Source organism: Variovorax sp. UMC13 (assembly GCF_014170375.1).
Lineage (GTDB): Bacteria > Pseudomonadota > Gammaproteobacteria > Burkholderiales > Burkholderiaceae_C > Variovorax.
This window is the reverse complement of sequence record NZ_LZZW01000025.1, coordinates 173,779-196,316: the sequence shown is the minus strand read 5'-3', so window position 1 is coordinate 196,316 and position 22,538 is coordinate 173,779. Positions and strand designations below refer to the sequence as shown.

The window sequence follows — 22,538 nt, the reverse complement described above, 5'->3', positions numbered from 1 at the left end:
AGCCATGCGCTCCAAGATCCACAACGTCCTCTTCATCTGCACCGGCAACTCGGCGCGCTCCATCCTCGCCGAGGGCCTCATGAACCATCTGGGAGGAGCGCGCTTCCGGGCGTTCTCTGCCGGCAGCCGTCCGAAAGGCGATGTTCACCCCCTCGCCTTGACCACCTTGCGCAACCTGCATGTCAGCGACTCGGGTTTCCGCAGCAAGAGTTGGGGTGAGTACGCGAAGAGCGATGCGCCGGCCATGGATTTCGTGATCACGGTGTGCGACCAGGCGGCCGGCGAGCTTTGCCCTGTCTGGCCTGGCCAGCCGATCACGGCGCACTGGGGCCTGCCGGATCCCGCGGCGGTCGACGGCAGCGACGAAGACAAGCGACGCGCCTTCACCGACACGGCCGTGACCCTCAAACGTCGCCTCGAATTCATGCTTTCCCTGCCGATGGACAAGCTCGAACGCATGGCCATCCAACACCAGGTGCGCGAGATCGGAAGCCTGAAGTGACGACCCATGTTCTCATCCACTGGGCCCGCGAGTTCGGTGTCGACGTGCGGGCATGCAGCGCCGGTCGCGCGATCGGCGAACGCATGCGCCGGCTGGCGCCAGTCCGTTTCGAGGACCTGGACGACCAAGCGCTGCTGACGGCGCTCGAACACCTGTGAGCCCTCGCCGCGTGATGCGGGTGCCTGGCACTCAAGCCTGTGCACGCTCTTCCTGAACACATCCACAAAGACGCGCGCATGCTGACGGCCATCTTCATTTTCATCTTCACCCTCGTCCTGGTCATCTGGCAGCCGCGTGGGCTGGGCATCGGGTGGAGCGCGTCGCTCGGCGCGGTGATCGCCTTGCTGCTGGGCGTCGTGCAGCTGTCGGACATCGCGGTGGTGTGGGGCATCGTGTGGAACGCGACCGCCACCTTCGTCGCGGTGATCATCATCAGCCTGCTGCTCGACGAAGCGGGCTTCTTCGAATGGGCTGCGCTTCACGTGGCGCGTTGGGGCGGTGGCCGGGGAGGGCGCCTGTTCGCCTTCATCGTCCTGCTGGGCGCCGCGGTTTCGGCGCTGTTCGCCAACGACGGGGCGGCCCTGATCCTCACGCCCATCGTCATGGCGATGCTGATCGCATTGGGTTTCACGCCCGCGGCCACGCTGGCTTTCGTGATGGCGGCAGGTTTCATCGCCGACACCGCCAGCCTGCCGCTGATCGTCTCCAACCTGGTCAACATCGTGTCGGCCGACTTCTTCAGGATCGGCTTCAACGAATATGCGTCGGTGATGGTGCCTGTGAATGTGGCCGCCGTGCTGGCAAGCCTCCTTGTGCTGATGCTGTACTTTCGTCGCGGCATTCCGAGGACTTACGACGTGGCCCAGCTCAGGGCGCCGGCGGAAGCGATCCGCGACCGTGCGACCTTCAGGGCCGGCTGGGTGGTCCTGGTGCTGCTGCTGGTGGGCTTCTTCGGGCTGGAGCCGCTGGGTGTGCCTGTCAGCGCGGTGGCCGCCGTCGGCGCGGTGGTCCTGCTCGCCGTGGCGGCGCGCGGCACGGCGGTCAGCACCAGGAAGGTGTTGCGCGGCGCACCGTGGCAGATCGTCGTGTTCTCGCTGGGCATGTACCTGGTGGTCTACGGACTGCGCAACGCGGGCCTGACCGGGGAGATCGCCTCGCTGCTGAATACCTTCGCCCAGGGCGGTGTTTGGGGCGCGGCGATGGGCACCGGCTTCCTGACAGCGCTGTTGTCTTCCATCATGAACAACATGCCCACGGTGCTGATCGGGGCCCTGTCCATCGACGCGTCCAGTGCGACGGGGGTCGTCAAGGAGGCCATGGTCTACGCCAACGTGATCGGCTGCGATCTCGGCCCGAAGATCACGCCCATCGGCAGCCTGGCCACGCTGCTCTGGCTGCATGTCCTGGCGAAGAAGGGCACCACGATCACCTGGGGCTACTACTTCAAGGTCGGCATCGTGCTGACCGTTCCGGTTCTTTTTCTCACCCTGGCCGCGCTGTCCCTTCGATTGACGCTCATCTGACGTCGCGCCAGGACCACTTACTCGTTTGCACCAGGACCTCATGACCGACATCACGATCTATCACAACCCCGACTGCGGAACATCTCGCAACGTGCTTGCGCTGGTCCGCAATTCCGATGAAGAACCCCGCGTCATCGAATACCTGAAGAACCCGCCGGATCGAGCAACGCTCGAGCGGCTGATCGCGGCGATGGGCGTCTCCGTGCGCGACGTGCTGCGGGTGAAGGGAACGCCCTATGACCAACTCGGCTTGAGCGATCCGAAATGGACCGATGCCCAGCTGATCGACTTCATGCTGCAACACCCGATCCTCATCAATCGACCGATCGTGGTGACGCCGATCGCCACGCGGCTGTGCCGCCCCTCGGAGCTCGTGCTCGACATCCTTCCCAAGGCGCAGCAGGGCGCCTTCACCAAGGAAGACGGGGAGAAGGTCATCGACGGGGAGGGCCGACGTGTTGTCAAGCGCTGACCTGCCCCACTTCGACGCGGAACTGCTGAGCACGCCGGATCTGCAACGACTGCACCCGGCCTCGCGCGCCACGCACGCCCCGCGCATCCTTCTGCTCTACGGCTCGCTGCGCGATCGCTCGTACAGCCGGCTCGTGACGGAGGAGGCCGCGCGGCTGCTCCGGGCGCTCGGTGCCGAGACGCGAATCTACGACCCGCGGGGACTGCCCATGCCCGACGACGCACCCGAGGATCATCCCAAGGTGCAGGAACTGCGCGAACTCACGCAATGGTCCGAAGGCATGGTGTGGTGCTCACCGGAGCGGCACGGCGCCATGACCGGCATCATGAAGGCGCAGATCGACTGGATTCCGCTGGCGATCGGCTCGGTGCGGCCGACCCAGGGAAAAACGCTCGCGGTGATGCAGGTGTCGGGCGGCTCGCAGTCGTTCAATGCCGTGAACCAGCTGCGCGTTCTCGGGCGCTGGATGCGCATGATCACCATCCCCAACCAGTCGTCGGTGGCCAAGGCCTACCTGGAGTTCGAGGAGAACGGCCGCATGAAACCCTCGCCGTACTACGAGCGGGTGGTCGACGTGATGGAAGAGCTGGTGAAGTTCACGCTGCTCACACGCGACAGCGCGGCCTACCTGGTCGACCGCTACAGTGAGAGGCGTGAGAGCGCCGAGGCGCTGTCGAAGCGGGTGAACCTGCGGAGCATCTGAGCGTCGCGTACCGAGGTGCAAAGCCGGACCACGACAACCGTCATGCTGGGCATCGCCCAGACGCTGGCGTGGGCCTCGTCGTACTACCTGCCTGCCGTTCTGGCTGGCGGCATCGGCCGCGATGTCGGATCGTCCTCGGCGACGGTCTTTGGGGCCTTCTCGGTCGCACTGCTTGTCGCTGCGGCCGTTGGCCCCGTCGCCGGCCGGCTGATCGACCGCCTGGGCGGACGGCCGGTGCTGGTCGCGAGCAACCTGGTGTTTGCAGCGGGCCTGGTGGCCCTGAGCCAATCTCACCAGACGGTGCACGTGTTTGTCGCCTGGGCGGTGATGGGCCTGGCCATGGGCAGCGGGCTTTACGAGGCCGCATTCGCCTCCGTCGTGCGTCTGCATGGCCAGGACGCGCGACGCGCCATCACCGGGATCACCCTGTTCGCGGGCTTCGCGAGCACAGTGGGCTGGCCGCTGTCGGCCTACCTCGAGAGCGCCGTTGGCTGGCGCGGTGCCTGCTTGACCTGGGCCGCATTGCACCTGGTGATCGGCCTGCCGCTCAATGCGCTTTTGCCGAGCGCTTCGCGGTCGGAGGCGTACCCGGCTGCAGCAGGCGCTCTCCGTGAGGCAGGGGCAGGGCTGTCCGCAGCGCAACAGCGCCGCGCTGCCTACCTGATGGCGTTCGTCTTTGCCGCGACGTGGTTCACGAGCACCGCGATGGCGGCGCATTTGCCCGCGTTGCTTCAGGCCGCTGGTGCTTCATTGGCCGCTGCGGTCGGCATCGCCGCATTGGTGGGCCCGGCACAGGTGGGTGGACGGCTGATCGAGTTCGCCTTTCTCAAGCACGCCCACCCCTTGCTGGCCGCGCGCCTCGCCACACTGGCGCACCCCCTCGGCGTGCTCCTTCTTGCCATCTTTGGCACGTCTGCAGCCGCGGTGTTCGCCGTGCTGCATAGCCTGGGCAACGGCATCCTGACGATCGCCATCGGCACGCTGCCGCTGCTGATCTTCGGCGCCGAAGGCTACGGGCAGCGGCAAGGCATGCTCATGGTTCCCGCGCGCATCGTGCAGGCCGGGGCGCCATTCCTGTTCGGCGTTGCCGTCGAACGTTGGGGTACCGATGCGCTATGGATCTCGGCGCTGCTGGGAGTGGCTTCGTCTGCGGCACTTGTTGCCATGAGCGGGGCAGGGCGTTGGTGGGCGCGAGGGAACAGGGGATAAGCGGCCGTTCTTCTTGACAGCAAGATTCCGCGCGGCGGCTTCGACATCTGTGCATGCCGTAAACCATTCGACCCAGTTTTCCGACAAGAAGGTTTCGACGTGATCGCCGGGAATTGCAACCTTTTCCCCCACGATGGCGGCCGGGAAATCCTCTTCGGCGCGATCGAAGGACTTCAGCACTGCACGATTCGACATGGCTCTTGCGCGCGTCAGCGATCCACTTTTCGGGTTTTCCTTCGTCCTTCGCTCGAGACTCAAAACCACCGCCTGTGTTGAAGAGTGCGTACACAGGAATGCCGATCAAGGTCAGGATTGCGTGTGCGAGCGCTGCCGGCCATGCCGTTGCGTGGGTCGCGGCTTCGATTTATACAATGTATATTATGTTAAATCGGAGGCGTCGCCGCAGGTCGGCAATGCAGTTCGTGGCCGATATGCTGGCCCCTCGCCAACCCGGCGCCTTCGCGTAACCCCCCATCAGGTTTTTCGCGCAGCTACCGTTGACCGGCGATGTTCTTCGCTCCCACTGGCGCCTCGCTGCCCACCTTCCACAACCTGCTCGATGAGCTAGGTATTCCCGATCACCGCCTGGCGCGCCATCTTGGCGTCAGCCTTCGGACTTTCCAGCGGTACAAGGCCACCAACAACCCGCCGAAGGTGGTGTGCCTCGCGCTCTGGGTCGAAACGGCGACCTGCTATCGCACCTTCGATGTGACCCTGCAGAACGAGATTGCCCACCACAGTTCGACGGTGCGCACCCGCGACCGCCAGATTGCCGCGCTGCTGGGCCACATTCACGCGCTGGAAGCAGAACGGGCCGTTGGCGAGGGGTACTCGGCCAACAGCCCGTTTTTTCGCCTTGGCGCGTCCTAGCGCTTTTTCTTGAAACGGCCCTTGCTGTCGCGGCCGGGGGTCCGGCGCTTCGGCTTCGCTTTGCGGACTCGCTTGCGTGCTGCCATGGTTGCTCCTTTGGTGGTGGTGAATCAGGGGGTGACTGGCAGCGCCCATGCGTCGCGGATGTACTTGCGCGCCCAGGGCCAGTTCGAGATAAGCAGCGCGGCGACGAGCGCCCCGCCAACAACGATGAGGACTTCGCGGCCGACTTCCATCGGCGTGGGGATCACGGCGGCCAGCTTCATTTCTGCCTGTTCTCCAGCACGTCGATGCGACCGTGCGCGCGGGCCACTTCGGCGCGGATGCCGCGCACCTCGTGACGCAGCACGCCCCACACTGCGGCGACCTGGGCGACGGCGCTGCCGCCCACGATGAGCAGAAGCTCGACGGTCACATGGCTCATGGCTTGCGAGGCTCCGACAGCAGCACGGCAGCCAGGCCGCCGACGCCCATCGCCACCTGTCCGACCAGGCCAATCGTGTCGGCCGGGATGCCAAAGAGCGCGCCCAGGGCGGCGATGCCGGCCCACGTCGAAGGCTCGCGGATGCGTTTGAGGATCAGGTCCATGGTGGTCTTTCAGAAATAGCGGAAGTCGTAGCCCGCTTCGTTGGTCAGCGGGCGGTAGCCCTCGTTGGACGCGAAGTCAATCGCGTTGTCGATCCGGCGCACGTCGGCCTGGTAGTTCACGCGCGGCGCCACGTCGGCCGTCTCGGGGTGCAGCCGGTCATAGATCCAGCTGCCCAGGGAGAAATCGCCGTCCCCGGTGAGCGCGTTGCCCACGGCATTCACGCCGCGATACGCCAGGTTCTGGTCGCTGGTCGGATTGAGCGCCGTGCCCACGGTGCGCGCGCCGCTCGCGGCGCTGTCCCAGGCCTGCGCGATGCCGTCATTGATCGGCAGCCAGAAGCCGCTTGCCGCCGACTGCATCGAGCCCGCGGCGCGGCGCACGCCGACATAGACGAGCCCGACCAGGGCCGCGCCCAGCGCGAGCTTGATGAGCAGATCAGCGCTGACGGGGGCGACGCGCATCAGATGAGGTATTGCCCGTTGGGTTGGACCCAGGGCGACGACGGCGAGACGGCGGGCAGCGGGGCCGCCGTGTGTCCCTCGAACCCCGATGCGGCATAGGCGGCGGTGGTGGCCGCCGCCTGGGCCTGCAGCACGGCAGGATCCGGGCGGATGAAGAGGTAGCCCGAGCCGCCGCTCGACACCTGGGGCACGGGCAAGCCGACGATGGCCGGCGACGAATAGCCGCCCGTGACGGCCGGCGATGGAGCCGGCGCAGCCGCGCCGGCCGCGCTGGCGGTGCCGCCCCGGAAGAACAGCACGTAGGCGCCCACGGCCGCAGCCGCCAACAGCATCAGTTGCTTCGGGTCCATCGCGCTCACATCCCGCCGTTGCCGACTTCCCAGGCGTCGAAGGGCACCAGGGGGCTAGGGTTGACAGCGAGGTTGTCGCCGTAGCTCGCGTAGGGGTCGCCGGTGCTCGAGTTGTTGTACTCGGCCATGCCGGTCTTGTAGAGCGGGTCGGCGAGGTTCGTTTTCTCGATGCTGTCCCACTTCTTGACGCCCGCCGCCTGCTCGGCCGGTGTGGGCAGCGGCGACGGCGAAGAGTTGCCACTGAACAGGCCGCGCAGGCCGCCCAGCAGCCCGCCCAGGCCGGCAGCGCCCTGCCCCACCTGGGACGCCTGCGACGGCGAGCCCATGAAGTTCCGGCCGGCCAGCCAGCCGGTATTAGTGCCGGCGCGGGCCTGGTGCGTCATGACGTAGTAGACCCCGGCGCCGAGGACCAGCAGCATCAGCAGATTGGTCGGATTGGGGGATGCAGGTGCAGCGCTCATGGATCAGGCCTCGCGGACGCCGCCCGCGTAGTCGTACGCGGCCAGCAGGTAGGAAAGTTGTCGCTCGCCCTGGCCGTAGCCGGCAGCTGGGAAGGAGGCCCACACCTTGCGGACCTTCGAGATAGCCGCTGCCACGCGGCCGGCGCGCACGTCATCGAGCGCGCCCTTCTCCCGGATCAGTTCGATGCAGGCGAGGTCTTGCGATGCCGGCCCGAAGTCGGGCAGGCCGAGCCGCGCGCGCAACACGTCCCAGGTGTTGGCGCGCGTGGTGCCGCCAGTCGGCAGCGGAGACACGGCCATGAGTTGGTATCGGCCCGCGGCCGAGGTCCACCGCGGGTCCGCGTTGCTGATGCGCGATGCGATGCGCGGATGGTCGGAGAAGTCGGAGAACGTGCGCGGCGCGGTCGGCCGGCTGCCGTAGAGGCAGCCGTACCCGCCAGCGGCTTCGGTGCCTTCGGCCACGGCGATCATGGTCAGGAAGGCCGCGACGTTGCGGTCGGCCACGTCGGCCGGCACGTTGGCGCGCGGCGAAGGGGTCAGGGTGGTCATGATGGTTTCAGCCCAGGTATTCAGTTGCTCGGGTTCATCCGCGCTGTCTGCGCCGGAGCCCGACGTGTCGCCGTCGCCGAAGAACAGCGACGGGTCGATAAAGCCCCCGCCCTCCCCGCCCGCGCCCTGCCCCTGCCGCATCGCGAGGAACGCAGCACCGGACACGACGAGGACGCAGGCGAGCAGCCATCTCACAGGATCGATTCCTCAACGAACTCGAACACGGCGCCCAGGTTGGCGCTGCCGCTCGCCACCATTTGCGTGTCCATTTGCATGCAGAAGCCACAGCCCGGACGCAGGATCAAGGGCTCTCGAAACTCGATGATCTGCGCGGCCGGGTTCGGGTCATAGCCGACGATCACCGTCGATACGCCGGCCGGCAGATTGGCGGCCGAGCACGCCCGCACTTCTGCCTTGGTCGAGACGATCGGCACGCCCACCACGTTTTTCCGGTAGGCGGGCTTCACGGTGGTGCCGGCGACAACCTGCGGCGCGTTGGTGAAGAGGTGTTGCACGCTGAATGCGCCCGTCGCCGCCGCGTTCATGGCGGTCTGATAGCGCACCTTGTTCAAGCGCAGCAGCGTGTCGGTGCTCTTGTTGTGCAGCTGGACGAAGAACAGGTTCCCGGGGGCCGCCGACGCGTTTGCCGACGCAATGAAGGCCAACCCCGCTTTGGTCAGGGCCGTATTGCCGTCGATCACCGAAACCTCTCCCGAGATGCGGTCATCGACAAACGCCTGGTCCGCGACCAGCAGGGAGATTTGGTTATCACCTCCCGAGATGTCGCGAAACTCCAGCCGATTGAACGGCGTGCGCTCCAGGCCCTGCCCCGGCAGTACCCCGCCGATGGTGCCGAAGGTGTCCCCGCGCACTTCCACCGGCCCCGTGGCCGCTTGGATCTTGAAGAAGTCACCCATGGCCAGCAGCGGGAACGCAGCATTGGCCGGCACCGTGAAGGTGTAGATCTTGGTGGGCTTCATTTGCTCAGTGCCTTCCAGGCGATGACACCGGCGACGATCACGACGCCGATGATGATTTTGTCGGTCAGCGCGCCGCGGCCTTTGGCGTCGGCGTAGCTGTCCTTCACGAGGTTGGCCGTGGTGTCGAGCGAATCGAGCGCCTGCGCGTTGCTCTTCGACGCGAAGTCCAGCATCGTCGCGAGCGCACTGCCCGTGAAGTCCAGGCTCGCGCCCACGGTCTTGGCGTTTGCATCGAGCGCGGCGCCGGCCACGTCGGCATCGAGCGCATACGACAGGTTCGTCTGCGTGACATTGGAGTTTTCCGCCGACACAGCCCGCTCGCCGAGCACGCGCCGCAGGTCGGAGGTGCTGGTGTTCGCCTGCTGGCTTGACTTGCTGCTGCTCACTGGAGAGCCCTCGCGTCCATGGTGAGAAGGTGGCCGGTTTCAGCCCAGCCGGCCCGCACACAGGTGCGCGCCAGATGAGGCCGCATGGTGGTCATCGCCAGCATGTCGCATTCGAGTCGCGCGGCCATCGCGAGCGACAGGCCCCGCACGTGCTCTGCGGTCAGGCGTTCCCCGGTCGAAACGAGGCCCACCACGTCCAGGCGTCGGCCGTGCGCGCAGGCCACGGGCCGCGCGGCGGCGAGCGCATGCGCCCCGCCCTGCACGAACTCGAACAGGAAGGCCCCGCCCAGCACGTCCAGCAGGTTTTCGAGCGGCCCCCAGGGGTTGGCCTCGACACTCGGGATAAACGCGCGTGCGAGGTCAGGCGTCCAGGGCTTGACGGTCAACGCAGGTAATACCATGCCGCCACCAGCGCCCCGAGGATCAGCAGAGGGGTCGGGATCTTGCCCAGCAGCCCGCCGCCCGATGCGCTCTGATAGGACGTGCCACTGCCGCCCACGTTGACGGTCCAGTCCCCCGAGCTTCCGAGGTCGAACGCGTTGCCCGCCTGGTCGAGCTTGCCCGAGGCCGAGCTACTCGCACTTGCGCTGATTGGCATGCCCATAGACATACCGTCAGCGCTTGAGCACCAGCGCGGCCACGACGCCGATGCCGATGAAAACCAACATGGGCGAGAGCACGACGCCGCCCGAGCGCGTCACCGCGACCGGCGAGCCTTCGATGCTCATGCCCGTGGGGCCAATCGAGTAGTACTGACGCGGCACGTTGGCCGCGTAGTAGTCCTGATTGGCGTAGCTCTGGTCGCTGGCAGCCAGCAGACCAGCAGCCGCACCGACGAACATGCGCAGGGGGCGCATGTTGTCTTGCGTTTCGATGTACTCGTCGCCGGTCATTGGGCGACGCTCAGTAGGCCGCGTAGGGGATCAGTTCGTCGGTCTCGATGGTGATCGTTTCACCGGCCGAGAACGTGGCGTAGAACTGCGCCGAGCGCACGCCCGAGCTGGGGCGCGTGTCCCAGGTGCGGCCCTGCAGCTGGCCGTCCTGCACCGGATCGAACACGATCAGGTTGGCCTGCGGCGCCTTGAAGTTGTCCTTCTGGCTCGCCTCGTTCTGCAGCTTGAGCACCTCGTGCTCCGCGATGCCCTCGCGCACGGTCTTGAAGCCCGTGCAGTTGGCCGCGTAGATGAAGATGCGGCGGAAGTTCGAGCCGCCGCCAGCCGGGTCCAGGTGAGGCACCGACAGCGCGAACGTGCCGGCGCCGCCGATGACCTGGGTCGCGCGATGGCGACGCGAGATCAGGAAGCGGATGCCCTGCTCGGCCTGGTCGTTGGTCGGCGGGCTCACGTCGGCGAAGCCGATCAGCGTCGGCGCCGTGGCGCCCGCGATGGTGACTTCCAGGCGCAGCGAAGCGATGCCCGAGGCCGCCGACAGGTCGAACGTGCCGGCCTGGCGCGCGTTGGCCGTGACGGCGCGGCGGTCCATGAAGTCCATCTTGACGATGGTCACATCGGTGGTGCCGCCGTTGTAGACGTTCGAGGCTTCCAGCTTGGCGCCGTCCGTCTCGAAGATCACCTTGCCGTTGGCCTTGAGCTCGATCTTGGTGATCATGGCCCGCGTGAAGGTGCCGCCCAGGGTCAGGGTCAGCTTTTCGAGCACGGTGCCCAGAAGCTTGTTCATGTCGCAGATCGCGACGCCGGAAGCGACCACGTTCTGGAACGGATCGAGGGCAATTTGCTTGTTCATGTAGGGGTCCGGGAGTGGATCGGAGGGCGGGGGGCGCGGGCTTAGGCCAGCGCGGCCGACAGGTACGGCACCTGTTTGCCGACGATCACGCCGGCCACGCCGAGCGCTGCGGCCTTGGCGGCCGGGTGCGGGATGAACTTGTAGACGGCGAAGCAGATGCCCAGGCCGAGCCCGAGCTTGGTGACTTGCGAGGAAGTGAGGTTCACGGTGGTTCCTGAGGTTGATTCGTGGAGGTCAATCGATGGCAGCGATCAGACCGCCAATCGACCGAACCACAAAACCACGCGCCTCAGGAACTACCCCTTAGGAGGCTTCGCAGGGGCCGCGCTGGCCTTGCGAAAAGTGAGCTTCCCGCGTGCGATTTCTCGGCTGTCGGCCCGTTTCTCGATCCATTCGAGGTCGGGCAGGTTCGTCAGCACCTCAGGCATGACGCCCCAGGATCGAGCGAAGCGCTTCGCGTCGGCCACGTCGCCGAGCCGGCCCGTGTGGATCACGTCGCAGTTGGCGATAAAGGTCTTGTCGCATTCAGCCGGCCGCTGCCCTGCCCCGATGATCGACAGCCGTTTCACCTTGCCGCCGTCTTGATACTCCCGGCCGACGTTGACGCAGCGGCGCCACGCTGGCGGCGCACTGTTGGCCTTGGTTACCTCCGGCAGTTCGTCAACGAACATGAGCAGGTCACCGGCCGCGTAGGCCGCCCGACAGAACAGGTCGAACTGCGCGATCACGTCGCGGCCGTGATCGACCAGATAGCGCAGCTGGAATGCCGGCGCGTCCATGGCCCTGATCACCTCGCCCAGGCTGCCCAGCGGCTTGCCCATGCCGACCTTGAGCGACGGGTCATGCTTGAAGTCCCACACCAGCAGCCGCGCCGGCTTCGCGCTGGCGACCTGCTGCTTTACCCAGGCGGTTTTGCCGGTGCCGCGCGCGCCGAACGCCGCGATGCAGAGCGCCTTAGCCGCCATCGCCGGCCACGCCATCGTCAGCCGGCACAGTGCGCTTGGCATGCCGCGCCAACGCTGCCGCGTTCGCTTCCCGCGCGATCATTTCCGAACTCACGGCGCGATACAGGTTCGCCCCGATGGTGTACGTCATGACGCACGCGGCGATTTCCTCGCCGTAGTTGCCCATGTAGTGGTGCAGGCTGATGCCTCGCTTGTCGAGCACGCGGGCCCAGGCCACCGACAGGCTTCCAATCTGCGACTCGCCCAGCACCGCCTTCGGCGTGCTGCAGCTGGTGAACTCGCAGAACACATCCCGGCCCATCTCGAGCATGCCGGCGATGAGCGATTCGTTGGACGGCGGCGCCGGCTCGGCCGCCACCTCGGCGCCCTGCCCCTGCGCCTGGTCGCGCTCGCTGTCGATGGTGCCGAGCATGTCGGCGTCAGCCGCAAGGCCCTGGAGCGCCGAGGGCGGCGCGTTGTCGGTGGTGGTCATAGCTGGCCCATGTTGAATGCGGAGGACGCGCGCGCCGGCTTCGGCGTGGGCATCGGTACCGGCGCTGGCGCGGCGGTCTTTTTCGGCGCCGCGGGCGCCGGTGCTGGTGCCGGCGCGGGCTGCTCGCCCTCTTCCGGCGTCATCGCGGCGCGCACCAGCCGCGCGGCCTTGGTGCCGCGCTTGGCGTAGCTGGAGAACTCGCATCGGTGACACGTCACCGACAGCGTTCCGGCCGCCGTCTCTGAGACAGCCGCCTCAGGGTTTCCGCAGCCGTGGCAGCCGCAGGGCGCGTATCCGATGCGTGCCATGCCGATCAGCCCAGGCGCTGCAGATCGGTGACGCTGACGAGCACCACGGCGCTGTCAGCGTCGAAACGCACGGCCACCTCGTCCGGGTGGTCGGCCTTCGTTGCGAACACGACGCCGGCCTGGCCGGCGCGTGCGTGGTCCTGGGCGGTCACTTTGACCGCGTCCCAAACTCCAAACATAGTCATCTCTCCATTGCTGCCACGGGTTCCGGTGGCTTCGGTCTTGAGGCGAAGCGCCTCAATCGGGGGTGGTAGGCGCGCACCGGAGCGAACTCGCTCACGCGGCTCAGGTCGCGGCCCGTACAGTTATTGACATGAATCCGAGTGCTCGCGGCTTCGCCGCTGCGCTGGAACACCAGCCGCGCCGTGCGCATGGCGGCCTCTTCGCCCAGGCCCACGACCCACTCGCAGCGCTCCGACTCAACGGACGCGAACACGGGGCGCGTGAAGGCCGGCGCGGCCGGGTTCATCTGATGGATGTGGTTGCGAAACAGCTGCACGCCGGCAGCGTCAACGCCCAGCAGCTTCGGGGCCAGCGGCTCTCCGTAGCGGCCTGGCTGCGCGAAGGCGCCGCGATCCTCTTTCATCAGCCGCAGGCGCATGTCCTTGCGCTTGCACCCAATGCCGCCTTGCGCCGTGGTGTAGCGCATCCAGGCCACGGACTGCACGCCCGGTTCGCCCTTCGCGTTGACCGCCGACACGGCGGCGCGCAGCGCGGCCGGCGCGGTGTCGCTCACGTTGTCCGGGTTGATGCGGCGCAGTTCGCGCCACACGCCCACCGGCGCGCCGCCGATCTGCTGGAACTGGCGGATGCGCCACGTCGCGGCCCAGGCTTCCACGCGCTGGCTCGATGTGATCGCGTCATTGCCGAAAAGGTCGAGCCCGACCCCGTGCCCGTCGATGTTCTTGCTCACGTACTTGATGACGTAGCCGACCGCCGAGCCCTTCGCCGGGTTGATCCATTCGAAGTCAACGCGGTGCTTCTGCGCGCCTGGCTCTAGAGGCGATTCATTGTCCAGAAAGTACTTGCGAACCAGTCCGGAAAGACGCTCGCCGTCACCGTTTCGAACGAACAGGAGAGAGTGCCAATGCGGCGTTCCATCGTGTTGAGGTTCCGCAATCCGGAAGCCGTACATGTCGAGCCCGGCCCGGGCAGCAGCAGCCCGGCAACGTGCCCAGCAGCGAGAGAGATAGGACTGCGCTTCATGGGGGGTGCTCCCGTCGTAACGTGGATTGGGAACCACGCGGCCGTCGGCGCGAGTGGTCATTTTGTGGAACCTGCTCGGGCAGGTCATCGTGACCATCCAGCCCTGATGCCCCAGGCCCTGCGCGATCAGTTCGAACCCGGCGATGCGGGTCAACAGTTCGACGCGGCGAATCGCCTTGTTTGACGTGCCGGTGGCCGCGAGGTCGGCCAGCGTGTGCGCCTGCATCATGTCGTTGACCGCCGTCACGCTTTCCAGTGCTGCAGCGTTGCGAGCGTTCTGCCCTGCCCTGCGCTTCACGCCCTCATTGCTGACGTACAGCCCAGCGTCGCGGCTCACCAGGCCAATGCCGATGGCGCAGGCTTCGACGGTGCGCGCGTGCAGCTTGCGCAGCGCGCGGCGCCACCAGCGCGCGCAGCACAGCCGGCGCAGCGCGCCGGCCCGCGTGACGGTGGCGCCGGCCGGCCAGAGGTCGAGCATGCCGCGCGCGAGCATCAGCGCCCTCGCCTGCCCGGCCAGCCACAGATCGACCCAGCCCGCGCCGTAGCGCGCACGCATCGGCGCGTGGCCGTCCGAGCGCTCCGCGATGACGCGAAGGTGGCACATGCGCCGGTCCATGTCGTTGGCCGTGACGGTGGCCGCCGCCACAATTTCAGCGTCTCCAGCGTCGGGCCGGATGCCGCCGCGCTCCGCGTCGGTCAGCTGCAGCACGCGTTCCTTCCAGCGATGGAAGTTCACATCGTTGAGCCGGCCCAGGTGCTTGGTCAGCCTGGCCTGCCACGACAGCGGGAAGCGGTCAACGACCGTCCGCAAGCGAATCTTGTCGTAGCGGTCGAGGTAGGCGGCAATGCTCACAGGCGCCACACGTCCGGATGGCGCGCAACGCGCAGGGACGACGAGTTGAAGCATGCGGCGCGCTGCGCTGCGAGCCGGTCCCGGATCGCGGCTGGCATCGGCGCGGCGCGGCCAGCGGCGGCCGGGTTGTCGGTGAGCGGCGGCAGGCCGGAGCGGAGCCCGAACTGCGGCGCCTGCAGCTGGCCGGTCATTCGTCGTCGCCGAACTGGACCGAGTGCCAGAAGCACCCCAGCAGGAAGCCGATGCACAGGCACCCGCTCGCGATGAGCCCGACGTTGGCGATTTCCATCACGCCGCCGCCCTGCTCGCGTCGGCCGCGACCTGCTCAAGGGCCGACACCAGCACGCCGGCCATGGCCTGGCTCATGCAGGTGCGGTATGCGGGCACGGAGCCAACCGTGATCGTGAGACGGATGCTGTCTCCTTCGGGCTCGATGACCAGCGCCTTGAGCGTGTCGAGCTTGATCGTGTGTTTCATGCAGCTTCTCCCCGCACGGCCAGCTCAGATTTTTGGAGCATTCCGGCCAGCTCCTTCTTCAAATAGTCGAGCAGATAGCGATACTCAGAAACATCTACACCCCGGAGGAAGCCTTGCTCACTTACATCGATCAGGCGGTACCGCCGCGCGCCGATGACCACAAAATCCTCGCCGCCCTCTCTGAGCACGCCGAACGTGGCGCCTCTGACCTGAACATCCGCGAGATCGGCATTGCCAATCAAGCCGGCAAGGTCTACCGCCGATGCGTGACCTATGGCCCTATCGAGTTTTTCAGGGTGGCAAACGCTCTGACCGACGCCGGTCTGATCGACTACGGCACCGACGAGCGGTACGACGCAGTCTTTCGCTGAAGCCGCTGCTGGATGTTTCATGGTTCGTCTTTCCCGTTGTCGTCGGCCCACTGCACCCCGAGGGGGCCGCCCACCCAGGCAACTGCAAATTGCTGGACCCCGGGAGCCGACGAAAGCGAAAGGTCCGGGCGGGCGACGGCCGGACTTTAGTTCGCCTCCGGTAGACGTGTCAACTGTCGGCGAACGTTCGCTGGCGCGATTGCGTTGCTCGACGGTCGACGTCTACCTACACTAGACGCCTTAGGAACACTCCCTTAGGAGCCGACGATGCGCACCACAACCGAATGGCTTGACCTGGCGAAGGCCAAGCACTCCCTCACCGACTACGCACTGGCGCCCAAACTCGGCGTCGGGCGCGGACAGATCAGCAAGTACCGCACGGGCAAAGACTTTCTCAGCGACGACGCAGCGCTCAAGCTGGCCGCCCTGCTGGAGATGGACAACCCTGCGCCGATCATTGCCAGCGCTCACGCTGAGCGGGCGAAAACGTCGGAATCCCGGATGTTCTGGGAGCGTTTCGCAGGGCTCGCGGCCACCGTGGTGATGGCCGTTGGGGCGAGTGCTGCGCCCTCCCCCCAAGGCGCGCAGGCTGCTACCCAATTGAAACAAAATGTTACGGGCAGTCTGTATATTATGTTAAATCAAGGAGGCGTAAGGACGGTGCTCTCCGGTCCCCTGGCGACCGAAGATCGCATTCGAAGCACCAAGACCCTTCCGCACCGGGCCTCGGCCGCGTCCTAGTGCATCGCCTCCGGCAGCAAGGCCAGCCCGGAGCGCTGCTCGAACTCCCGATAACCGATGGGCTGCAGGCTGTGCGTTCTGCCGCGGTTGACCGTCCAGTAGGCCCAGGCCCGCCCATCGCCGCTGCTGTAGACCACCTTCCACGTGTGGCTCGGAACCCAGACCTTGCCCGGGCCGATCGTGGCGGGCTGCCGATCGAAGCTGGGGCCGGTGAACACGAAGACGGCGCCGTTCGCGCGCGCCGCGTACTTGCGCGTCGACTGCTCGATCTGATTCCAGGCCCCTTGGTTGAGTTGGGGCGCCTGCGGGACCATGTTCGCCAGCGAGAAGGATTGCGCCTTGGCCGTCACGCTGGGCATGTCGCCGGCTGGCGAAAGATGGCCGCGGTCGTAGCCGCTGCCCGCGTAGTCGGCGAGTTGCGCGCGGTCGGCGGCCGGCAGGCGGGCTTCGGGATAGAAGCGATCCACGCGTTTGATGCCTTTCGCGGCTTCGACGCTGGCGCGCGTGAGTTTCTGGACGGTGTACAGCGGGGTCTTGCTCTCGCCCGAGTACAGGGCGGCAAAACCGTCGAAACACAAGGCCCGCTGGCGGCCGGGCCACGCGACCGTCGGGGCCGGGCCGGGAAAGTGCTGCGGGCACTGGGCAAAACCTTCGACGACGGCCCGTGAGCGGGCCGGCGATTCCACGGAAACCGATGGGGGTGTGGCCGAAGGTTCCAGGCTGCAACCAGGAACCTGGACCGCGGCAACCACCGCCAACACGACGCCAAGCATGCTTCTGCGCATGAGCCGCGTGGCATCGCCACGCCGCCGGGCAGCTCTCTTCGTTCTCAAATCAAAACCTCGGTTCACGCTGGTTCATCCACCAGCGCATTCGTCATCAAAAAAGTACGGGTAGGCCATGCGGGTTTCGCTGCAGCAGGTGCAGTTCCCCGGTTGCGCGTCCTGGACTCAGGTCACACGCGCGGCGCCTGGCTATCGGCGCGATCGATCCGTTCCTCGATTTTCTCGCGTCCTGGCGCCGGGCATCGGCCGATCGCCCTCCTCCGTGCCATGGGATGTGCGCCTGGCCTTACGTTGACAGGCCGTCGGGGGCGCAGTAGCTTGTCCGCCCGCTGCGAACCTGCGGCTCACTGAAATCCAGGAGACACCATGACCGCCAAGAACACGATCTGTCTTTGGTACGACGGCACCGCCGAGGAGGCGGCCCGCTTCTATGCGCAGACCTTTCCCGACAGCCGTGTCGGTGCAGTCCATCGCGCGCCGGGCGACTATCCCTCGGGCCAGCAAGGCGATGTGCTGGTGGTCGAGTTCACCGTCGCCGGCATCCCTTGCATCGGCTTGAACGGCGGCCCGCAGTTCAAGCACAGCGAGGCCTTCTCCTTTCAGATCGCGACCGACGACCAGGCCGAGACGGACCGCCTGTGGAATGCCATCGTGGGCAATGGCGGCCAGGAGAGCGAGTGCGGCTGGTGCCGCGACCGCTGGGGCCTGTCCTGGCAGATCACGCCCAGGATCCTGACGGCGTCGCTCGCGAACCCGGATCGCGCGGCGTCCAAGCGGGCCTTCGACGCCATGATGACCATGAAGAAGATCGACATCGCCGCGATCGAAGCCGCGCTCGCGGGCTGAGCCCCAGCCCGACGGCAAGCCTTTCGGCGATCGCCCTGCCCCATGTGGAGTGCCGTGGGCGCGGGCCATGTGTGTCGGAATGCGCGATCTGCCCAAGTCATGTGCACCATCGTGCGAATGGGTTAACAAGTGTGAACATCTGCCTTGAGGCCCCTTGGACCTCGGCGTCAGACTGGGCTCTTTACGGAAAGGACAGCGATGACATCGGGCATCTCCAGCGCATTGGCCGTGAAGGAACTGGAGCTCGGCGAGTTTCATTGGATCCTGCTGCACGAGGAGGAGTCCGCGGACGAGCTCCTGACCTACACGCCGCAGCGCTTCAGCGAACCTTTCTCGGACCCGGCGGCCGCCTGGGCGGCGGGCTACCTTGTGCTCAGGGCGATGCTGCGCAGGAAATGGCCGTAGGCGGCGCCGAACCGCGGGGTACGCGTTCCCGCAACCCTTCGAGCCCGTGGCTGCGAAGCGCCGCCAGGTAGGCGCCGCCCAGGAAGAAGAGCGTCCGGAAACCCGGGGCGACGCCCGGTCCGCCAAGCGGATAATTCCGATCCGCTCCCTGCCCGGCCGGCCGGCGCGGAGAGGGGCGCAGAGGACCGACCATGGACAAGTTCAGCGCGATGCGGGCCTTCGTGCGCGTCGTCGAAGCGGGCAACTTCACCAAGGCTGCGGATTCGGTGGGTGTGCCCAAAGGCCAGATGAGCCGCCTGGTGCTGCTGCTGGAAAAAGAGCTCAAGACGCAACTGCTCAATCGCACCACGCGACGGGTCACCGTCACCGCGGACGGCGCGGCCTACTACGAGCGCGCGGTGCGCCTGCTCGACGAACTCGATGAACTCGAGTCGAGCCTGTCGCGCGCCAAAGCCGCGCCGCGCGGGAGGCTGCGGGTCGACGCACCCTCGGCGATCGCCAGCCTGATCCTCATCCCGGCGCTGCCCGATTTCCGCGCGCGCTACCCGGACATCCATGTCGACGTCGGCGTGAGCGACAAACCCGTCGACCTGATCGGCGAGAACGTGGATTGCGTGCTTCGCGCGGGAGAGATTGCCGACCCGTCGCTCGTGGCCCGACGCATCGCCGAGATCGACCGCATCGTGTGCGCGTCGCCCACCTATCTGGCGCGGCACGGCGTGCCGCAGCATCCGTCGGACCTCGAAAGCGACCGCCACCATGCGATCAGCTACTTCTCGCACGGCTCGGAACGCCTGACCTATGTGCTGCAGCGGGGCGCGGAGCAGTACGAGGTGCACGCACGGTCGAGCGTCGCGGTGAACGACTCCGGCGCGATGCTGGCGGGCGGGCTGGCGGGCCTGGGCATCGCACGCACCGCCCCGTTCATGGCGGCGCCGCACCTGGCGGCGGGCACCCTGACGGCCGTGCTGCCGGAATGGTCGGCCGGTGCCTGGCCGTTGTACGTGGTCTATCCGCCCCATCGGCATGTGAGCGTCAAGCTGCGGGTGTTCATCGACTGGGTCGCCGAACTTTGCGCGCGCACGCTGAAGGCGCCGAGGGTGCGGCCCTAGCGTCCGGCCCGCGGCCACTGTGCGATGGATCGAGACGCTGCGTCTGCGCGCGCTCTCTTTTTCCAGCGGTGCCCGAAGCCTAAATTCCCCACACGGCCGAGCCAGGCGACTGGCTCCTCATCCACCGAGAAAGGAATTCCACCATGGACAGCCCACGCTACGACGCTCGCAAGACAGCGCTTCTCTTCGTCGACCCCTACAACGATTTCCTCTCCGAGGGCGGCAAGCTCTGGCCGGCGATCCAGGCGATCGCGGAGGAAGTGCATCTGCTGGACAACCTGCGCGCCATCCAGAGTGCGACACGCCAGGCCGGCATCCAGAAGGTGATCGTGCCGCACCGGCGCTGGCAGCCCGGCGACTACGAATGCTGGTGCCATCCCAGCCCCACGCAGCGCCTGCTGATGACCCGCAAGACCTTTGCCAAGGACAGCTGGGGCGGCGAATGGCACCCCGAGTTCGGCCCCCAAGCCGGCGACATCGTGGTGCACGAACATTGGGCCTCCAGCGGCTTCGCGAACACCGACCTCGATTTCCAGCTGAAGCAGCATGGCATCTCGCATGTGATCCTGGTGGGCCTGCTGGCCAACACCTGCGTCGAGACCACCGCGCGCTACGCGCAGGAACTGGGCTACCACGTGACGCTCGTGAAGGACGCCACCGCCGCGTTCCAGCGCGAAATGATGCACGCCGCGCACGCGCTCAACGGCCCCACCTATGCCCACAGCATCGTGGACACCCGCGCGCTCCTCCAGGCGCTGCCCCACGCTTGAGAGAGTCGCGCATGACGCCCTCCTCCGACGGTGCGGCCGGGCTCTCCGGCCGCCTGGTTTCGCTGATGGCGCTGAGCTGCGCGCTCGCGGTGTCGACCATCTACTACCACCAGCCGCTGCTGCCACGGATCGCGTCTTCGTTCGGCGTCCCGCCCACGCAGGCCAGCCTGATCGCGACGATGACGCAACTCGGCTACGCGATCGGCCTGTTGCTGATCGTGCCGCTGGCGGACCGCCAGCAGCCGCGCAAGCTCGCGTCGCTGGCTGTCGCCGCGAACGCGGTCGCGCTGCTGGCCTGTGCGGCGGCGCCCAGCTTCGCGCTGCTGTGCATCGCCAGCTTCGCCGTCGGGGTGACGGCCATCACCGCGCAGATCATCATTCCCACCGTCTCGGGCCTGGCGCCGCCGGCGCTGCGCGGCCGCACCGCGGGCATCCTGCTGGGCGGACTTTCCGCCGGCCTGCTGCTGGCGCGCACGGCGAGCGGCTTCGTCGGCGCGGCGACGGGCTGGCGCACCGTGTTCCTCGCCGCCGCGCTGGTCGACCTGGGGCTGTGGGCGATCGTCGCGCGGAAGCTGCCCGCGGTCACGACCCTGACGAGCCTCAGCTACGGCGCGCTGCTCCGCTCGCTGGGCCGTCTGGTGCGGGAGGAGCGCGTGCTGCGGATCTCGGCCGCCACCGCGTTCATGATGTTCGCCGCCTTCAGCGCGCTGTGGGCCACGCTCGCCGCGCTGCTGGCGCAGCCGCCTTACGGCTTCGGCCCCGCCGCCATCGGCGCGTTCGGGCTGGTGGCGCTGCTGGGCATCGCTGCGTCGCCGCGCATCGGCGCCCTCGCCGATCGGCTCGATGCGCGCGCGATGCTCCTGGCGGGTGCGCTCCTGCTGGCCCTCGGCTTCGCGTTCATCGCGGCCGGCGGGCACGGCCTGGGCTGGTTGATCGCCGGCATGGTGCTGCTCGATTTCGGCAACCGCGCGGGGCTGGTGGCGAACCAGACCCGGGTCTACGCGCTGCGTCCCGAGGCGCGCAGCCGGCTGAACACGGTCTTCATGGGCGCCTACTTCCTCGGGGGCTCGGCCGGCGCCGCGCTGGGGGCCTACGGCGCCCACTGGGCCGGCTGGCCCGGGCTCGCGGCGACAGGCGCGCTGCTGGCGCTGGCGGCCGCGGCCATCAACATGCGCTCGTTCCGCGCAGCGCGCGCCGCGGTCGCCGACGGCGCTTCCTGAGATCCGGGCGGGACAGCCTTCAGTCGATCAGTTTCGAGACGGCCGCCTGCGCCAGCGCTTCCGTCCGGAAGTACCCCAGCACCGACCCCACGCCCCGGTGCCCGGTCATGGCCATGGTGTCGGCCAGCGGGACCTGCTGGCGCCCCGCCTCGGTCACAAAGCCGGCGCGCAGCGAATGGGCCGAGAAATCGCCCTCGAGGCCCGCGGCCAGGCAGCGCGCCTTGACGATGTCGCGCACCGAGCCGTCGGCCAGCGGCCCACCGAGGTGCCCGCCGCGGCGCACCTGCCGGAAGATCCGGCCTTCACGGACCCCGCTGGCTTGGAGCCAAGCCGTCAGCGCCTGCCCTGCCCTGCCCGCGATCGGCTTGGCGTTCTCGGCGCGATCGGCGCCGGTCTGGTTGGTCTTCGAGAAGCCCAGCGTGTAGACATAGAGGTCTTCGCCGATGCGTTCCAGATGGGCCATGTCCGCCGCCGCCACCTCGGAGCGCCGGCGCCCGCCCGAGGACCAGGCGAACAGCAGCAAGGCCTGGTCGCGCAGGCCCTTGAGGCTGTCGTCGCAGGTGGCGAGCAGGGCCTGCAGCGGCTCCTTCGTCAGCGCCCGCTGCTTGCGCTGTACCACGCCGCGTTTGGCATACGCGCGCCGGCTCTTGGCCACCAGGTCGCGCACGGCTTCGGTCGCGCAGGGATTCGGCATGCCGGCCGTTTGATGGGCCTTGCTGAGCACCGCGATGCGGTGCGTCACCGTGGCCAGCGCGAGCGGACCCAGGGCGCCCTTGTACCGCCCTTCCACCAGCGCCTGGTCGGCGGCCGGCGGCAGTTGCGTGACCAGGCCCTTGGGCGTGCTGCGCTCGAGGTGGTCGACCAGGAACTGGATCACCACCGGCTCCGCGACCGGCAGCGCGAGCTTCCGGCCATAACGCACCGAAAACCACGCGGCCCAGTATTTCAGGGCCGAGCGGTAGGTCGCCACCGTATTGACGGACTCGCCCTCCTCCAGCAATTCCTGCACGGCGGACGCGGTCAGCGACGAAATCTGCCCCGGGTCGAGCACCGGCAGCTTTTTCAAAGCCATCAGATCGCTCATCGTCAGCCTCCAGGCCTGGTTTTGCGCATATCTGTATTAAATAGAATGTGTGACGTATGATATCTTACGTATAAATTTAACAGGTCACGATAAGTTTCAGTAATCGTGACCTATTTGAGGCAAGA

Annotated in this window: 37 protein-coding genes; 13 read left to right on the top strand and 24 right to left on the bottom strand. The window is 67.2% G+C overall.

The window, feature by feature from the left end:
• Positions 1–4: 4 nt before the first annotated feature.
• The 7 genes from A9977_RS21810 (at position 5) to A9977_RS21780 (ending at position 5,279) form a co-directional block, all read left to right on the top strand.
• Positions 5–502, top strand: coding sequence for an arsenate reductase ArsC (locus A9977_RS21810; RefSeq protein ID WP_183026978.1), 498 nt, complete (start codon positions 5–7; stop codon positions 500–502).
• Entirely contained in the window at positions 499–660 is a 162-nt protein-coding gene (locus A9977_RS21805) for a hypothetical protein (RefSeq protein WP_183026977.1), read from the top strand. The genes A9977_RS21810 and A9977_RS21805 overlap by 4 nt, the downstream gene beginning before the upstream one ends.
• Before the next feature lie 78 nt (positions 661–738).
• Positions 739–2,025, top strand: coding sequence for an arsenic transporter (locus tag A9977_RS21800; RefSeq protein ID WP_183026976.1), 1,287 nt, complete (start codon positions 739–741; stop codon positions 2,023–2,025).
• 40 nt (positions 2,026–2,065) lie between these two features.
• On the top strand, positions 2,066–2,497 hold the full coding sequence (arsC, locus tag A9977_RS21795) for an arsenate reductase (glutaredoxin) (RefSeq protein ID WP_183026975.1): 432 nt from the start codon (positions 2,066–2,068) through the stop codon (positions 2,495–2,497).
• Positions 2,484–3,200: an arsenical resistance protein ArsH gene (gene arsH, locus A9977_RS21790; RefSeq protein ID WP_183026988.1), complete on the top strand. Its 717-nt coding sequence runs from the start codon at positions 2,484–2,486 to the stop codon at positions 3,198–3,200. Before arsC ends, arsH begins: the two co-directional genes overlap by 14 nt.
• Positions 3,201–3,242: 42 nt before the next feature.
• Positions 3,243–4,409: an MFS transporter gene (locus A9977_RS21785; RefSeq protein WP_183026974.1), complete on the top strand. Its 1,167-nt coding sequence runs from the start codon at positions 3,243–3,245 to the stop codon at positions 4,407–4,409.
• A 507-nt stretch (positions 4,410–4,916) separates the two neighbouring features.
• Positions 4,917–5,279 (top strand): antitoxin Xre-like helix-turn-helix domain-containing protein, encoded by a 363-nt coding sequence (locus A9977_RS21780; protein WP_183026973.1) that lies wholly within the window; start codon positions 4,917–4,919, stop codon positions 5,277–5,279.
• 110 nt (positions 5,280–5,389) lie between these two features.
• Here A9977_RS21780 and A9977_RS21775 read toward each other — a convergent pair whose 3' ends face one another.
• The 22 genes from A9977_RS21775 to A9977_RS21670 form a co-directional block, all read right to left on the bottom strand.
• Positions 5,390–5,545, bottom strand: coding sequence for a hypothetical protein (locus A9977_RS21775; RefSeq protein ID WP_183026989.1), 156 nt, complete (start codon positions 5,543–5,545; stop codon positions 5,390–5,392).
• Positions 5,542–5,703 (bottom strand): hypothetical protein, encoded by a 162-nt coding sequence (locus A9977_RS21770; protein ID WP_183026972.1) that lies wholly within the window; start codon positions 5,701–5,703, stop codon positions 5,542–5,544. Before A9977_RS21770 ends, A9977_RS21775 begins: the two co-directional genes overlap by 4 nt.
• Entirely contained in the window at positions 5,700–5,867 is a 168-nt protein-coding gene (locus A9977_RS21765) for a hypothetical protein (protein WP_183026971.1), read from the bottom strand. Before A9977_RS21765 ends, A9977_RS21770 begins: the two co-directional genes overlap by 4 nt.
• A gap of 9 nt (positions 5,868–5,876) precedes the next feature.
• Positions 5,877–6,329, bottom strand: coding sequence for a hypothetical protein (locus tag A9977_RS21760; protein ID WP_183026970.1), 453 nt, complete (start codon positions 6,327–6,329; stop codon positions 5,877–5,879).
• On the bottom strand, positions 6,329–6,679 hold the full coding sequence (locus tag A9977_RS21755; RefSeq protein ID WP_183026969.1) for a hypothetical protein: 351 nt from the start codon (positions 6,677–6,679) through the stop codon (positions 6,329–6,331). Before A9977_RS21755 ends, A9977_RS21760 begins: the two co-directional genes overlap by 1 nt.
• A gap of 5 nt (positions 6,680–6,684) precedes the next feature.
• Positions 6,685–7,140 (bottom strand): hypothetical protein, encoded by a 456-nt coding sequence (locus A9977_RS21750; RefSeq protein WP_183026968.1) that lies wholly within the window; start codon positions 7,138–7,140, stop codon positions 6,685–6,687.
• A 3-nt stretch (positions 7,141–7,143) separates the two neighbouring features.
• Positions 7,144–7,884 (bottom strand): glycoside hydrolase family 104 protein, encoded by a 741-nt coding sequence (locus A9977_RS34400; RefSeq protein ID WP_259652083.1) that lies wholly within the window; start codon positions 7,882–7,884, stop codon positions 7,144–7,146.
• Positions 7,881–8,669, bottom strand: coding sequence for a hypothetical protein (locus tag A9977_RS21740; protein WP_183026967.1), 789 nt, complete (start codon positions 8,667–8,669; stop codon positions 7,881–7,883). Before A9977_RS21740 ends, A9977_RS34400 begins: the two co-directional genes overlap by 4 nt.
• Positions 8,666–9,055, bottom strand: a complete 390-nt coding sequence (locus A9977_RS21735; protein ID WP_183026966.1) for a hypothetical protein — start codon at positions 9,053–9,055, stop codon at positions 8,666–8,668. The genes A9977_RS21740 and A9977_RS21735 overlap by 4 nt, the downstream gene beginning before the upstream one ends.
• The gene (locus A9977_RS21730) at positions 9,052–9,441 is read right to left on the bottom strand and encodes a hypothetical protein (protein WP_183026965.1); all 390 of its coding nucleotides are present in this window, start codon (positions 9,439–9,441) and stop codon (positions 9,052–9,054) included. The genes A9977_RS21735 and A9977_RS21730 overlap by 4 nt, the downstream gene beginning before the upstream one ends.
• The gene (locus A9977_RS21725) at positions 9,438–9,659 is read right to left on the bottom strand and encodes a hypothetical protein (protein WP_183026964.1); all 222 of its coding nucleotides are present in this window, start codon (positions 9,657–9,659) and stop codon (positions 9,438–9,440) included. Before A9977_RS21725 ends, A9977_RS21730 begins: the two co-directional genes overlap by 4 nt.
• A gap of 10 nt (positions 9,660–9,669) precedes the next feature.
• On the bottom strand, positions 9,670–9,948 hold the full coding sequence (locus A9977_RS21720) for a hypothetical protein (protein ID WP_183026963.1): 279 nt from the start codon (positions 9,946–9,948) through the stop codon (positions 9,670–9,672).
• A 10-nt stretch (positions 9,949–9,958) separates the two neighbouring features.
• Complete coding sequence (locus A9977_RS21715; RefSeq protein WP_183026962.1) at positions 9,959–10,798, bottom strand: major capsid protein P2; 840 nt, start codon at positions 10,796–10,798, stop codon at positions 9,959–9,961.
• Positions 10,799–10,839: 41 nt separating this feature from the next.
• Positions 10,840–11,004 (bottom strand): hypothetical protein, encoded by a 165-nt coding sequence (locus A9977_RS21710; protein WP_183026961.1) that lies wholly within the window; start codon positions 11,002–11,004, stop codon positions 10,840–10,842.
• A 90-nt stretch (positions 11,005–11,094) separates the two neighbouring features.
• A complete protein-coding gene (locus A9977_RS21705) occupies positions 11,095–11,805 on the bottom strand; it encodes a hypothetical protein (protein WP_183026960.1) in 711 nt (236 codons plus the stop codon).
• A complete protein-coding gene (locus A9977_RS21700) occupies positions 11,753–12,235 on the bottom strand; it encodes a hypothetical protein (RefSeq protein WP_183026959.1) in 483 nt (160 codons plus the stop codon). The genes A9977_RS21705 and A9977_RS21700 overlap by 53 nt, the downstream gene beginning before the upstream one ends.
• Complete coding sequence (locus A9977_RS21695) at positions 12,232–12,453, bottom strand: hypothetical protein (RefSeq protein ID WP_183026958.1); 222 nt, start codon at positions 12,451–12,453, stop codon at positions 12,232–12,234. Before A9977_RS21695 ends, A9977_RS21700 begins: the two co-directional genes overlap by 4 nt.
• A 95-nt stretch (positions 12,454–12,548) precedes the next feature.
• Positions 12,549–12,722 (bottom strand): hypothetical protein, encoded by a 174-nt coding sequence (locus tag A9977_RS21690; protein ID WP_183026957.1) that lies wholly within the window; start codon positions 12,720–12,722, stop codon positions 12,549–12,551.
• 2 nt (positions 12,723–12,724) lie between these two features.
• Complete coding sequence (locus tag A9977_RS21685; protein ID WP_183026956.1) at positions 12,725–14,602, bottom strand: replication endonuclease; 1,878 nt, start codon at positions 14,600–14,602, stop codon at positions 12,725–12,727.
• A complete protein-coding gene (locus A9977_RS21680) occupies positions 14,599–14,793 on the bottom strand; it encodes a hypothetical protein (RefSeq protein WP_183026955.1) in 195 nt (64 codons plus the stop codon). The genes A9977_RS21685 and A9977_RS21680 overlap by 4 nt, the downstream gene beginning before the upstream one ends.
• 97 nt (positions 14,794–14,890) lie before the next feature.
• A complete protein-coding gene (locus A9977_RS21675; RefSeq protein ID WP_183026954.1) occupies positions 14,891–15,079 on the bottom strand; it encodes a hypothetical protein in 189 nt (62 codons plus the stop codon).
• The gene (locus A9977_RS21670; RefSeq protein ID WP_183026953.1) at positions 15,076–15,471 is read right to left on the bottom strand and encodes a hypothetical protein; all 396 of its coding nucleotides are present in this window, start codon (positions 15,469–15,471) and stop codon (positions 15,076–15,078) included. The genes A9977_RS21675 and A9977_RS21670 overlap by 4 nt, the downstream gene beginning before the upstream one ends.
• A gap of 246 nt (positions 15,472–15,717) precedes the next feature.
• Here A9977_RS21670 and A9977_RS21665 point away from each other — a divergent pair, with 246 nt between their 5' ends.
• The gene (locus A9977_RS21665; RefSeq protein ID WP_183026952.1) at positions 15,718–16,191 is read left to right on the top strand and encodes a DUF3693 domain-containing protein; all 474 of its coding nucleotides are present in this window, start codon (positions 15,718–15,720) and stop codon (positions 16,189–16,191) included.
• Here A9977_RS21665 and A9977_RS21660 read toward each other — a convergent pair.
• Positions 16,188–16,964 carry a DNA/RNA non-specific endonuclease gene (locus A9977_RS21660; protein ID WP_183026951.1) on the bottom strand — a complete coding sequence of 259 codons (777 nt, stop codon included), beginning with the start codon at positions 16,962–16,964 and terminating at the stop codon, positions 16,188–16,190. The two genes, A9977_RS21665 and A9977_RS21660, sit on opposite strands and share 4 nt — an antisense overlap.
• A 378-nt stretch (positions 16,965–17,342) precedes the next feature.
• Here A9977_RS21660 and A9977_RS21655 point away from each other — a divergent pair, with 378 nt between their 5' ends.
• The 5 genes from A9977_RS21655 to A9977_RS21635 all read left to right on the top strand — a co-directional run bounded on the left by A9977_RS21655 (position 17,343) and on the right by A9977_RS21635 (position 21,329).
• Positions 17,343–17,822, top strand: a complete 480-nt coding sequence (locus A9977_RS21655) for a VOC family protein (protein ID WP_183026950.1) — start codon at positions 17,343–17,345, stop codon at positions 17,820–17,822.
• A 198-nt stretch (positions 17,823–18,020) separates the two neighbouring features.
• The gene (locus tag A9977_RS21650; protein WP_183026949.1) at positions 18,021–18,227 is read left to right on the top strand and encodes a hypothetical protein; all 207 of its coding nucleotides are present in this window, start codon (positions 18,021–18,023) and stop codon (positions 18,225–18,227) included.
• 191 nt (positions 18,228–18,418) lie between these two features.
• Positions 18,419–19,339 carry a LysR family transcriptional regulator gene (locus A9977_RS21645; protein ID WP_183026948.1) on the top strand — a complete coding sequence of 307 codons (921 nt, stop codon included), beginning with the start codon at positions 18,419–18,421 and terminating at the stop codon, positions 19,337–19,339.
• 143 nt (positions 19,340–19,482) lie between these two features.
• Complete coding sequence (locus tag A9977_RS21640; RefSeq protein WP_183026947.1) at positions 19,483–20,109, top strand: isochorismatase family cysteine hydrolase; 627 nt, start codon at positions 19,483–19,485, stop codon at positions 20,107–20,109.
• Positions 20,110–20,120: 11 nt separating this feature from the next.
• The gene (locus tag A9977_RS21635; RefSeq protein WP_183026946.1) at positions 20,121–21,329 is read left to right on the top strand and encodes an MFS transporter; all 1,209 of its coding nucleotides are present in this window, start codon (positions 20,121–20,123) and stop codon (positions 21,327–21,329) included.
• Between the two features lie 19 nt (positions 21,330–21,348).
• Here A9977_RS21635 and A9977_RS21630 read toward each other — a convergent pair whose 3' ends face one another.
• On the bottom strand, positions 21,349–22,413 hold the full coding sequence (locus tag A9977_RS21630) for a site-specific integrase (protein ID WP_259652082.1): 1,065 nt from the start codon (positions 22,411–22,413) through the stop codon (positions 21,349–21,351).
• Positions 22,414–22,538: the final 125 nt, after the last annotated feature.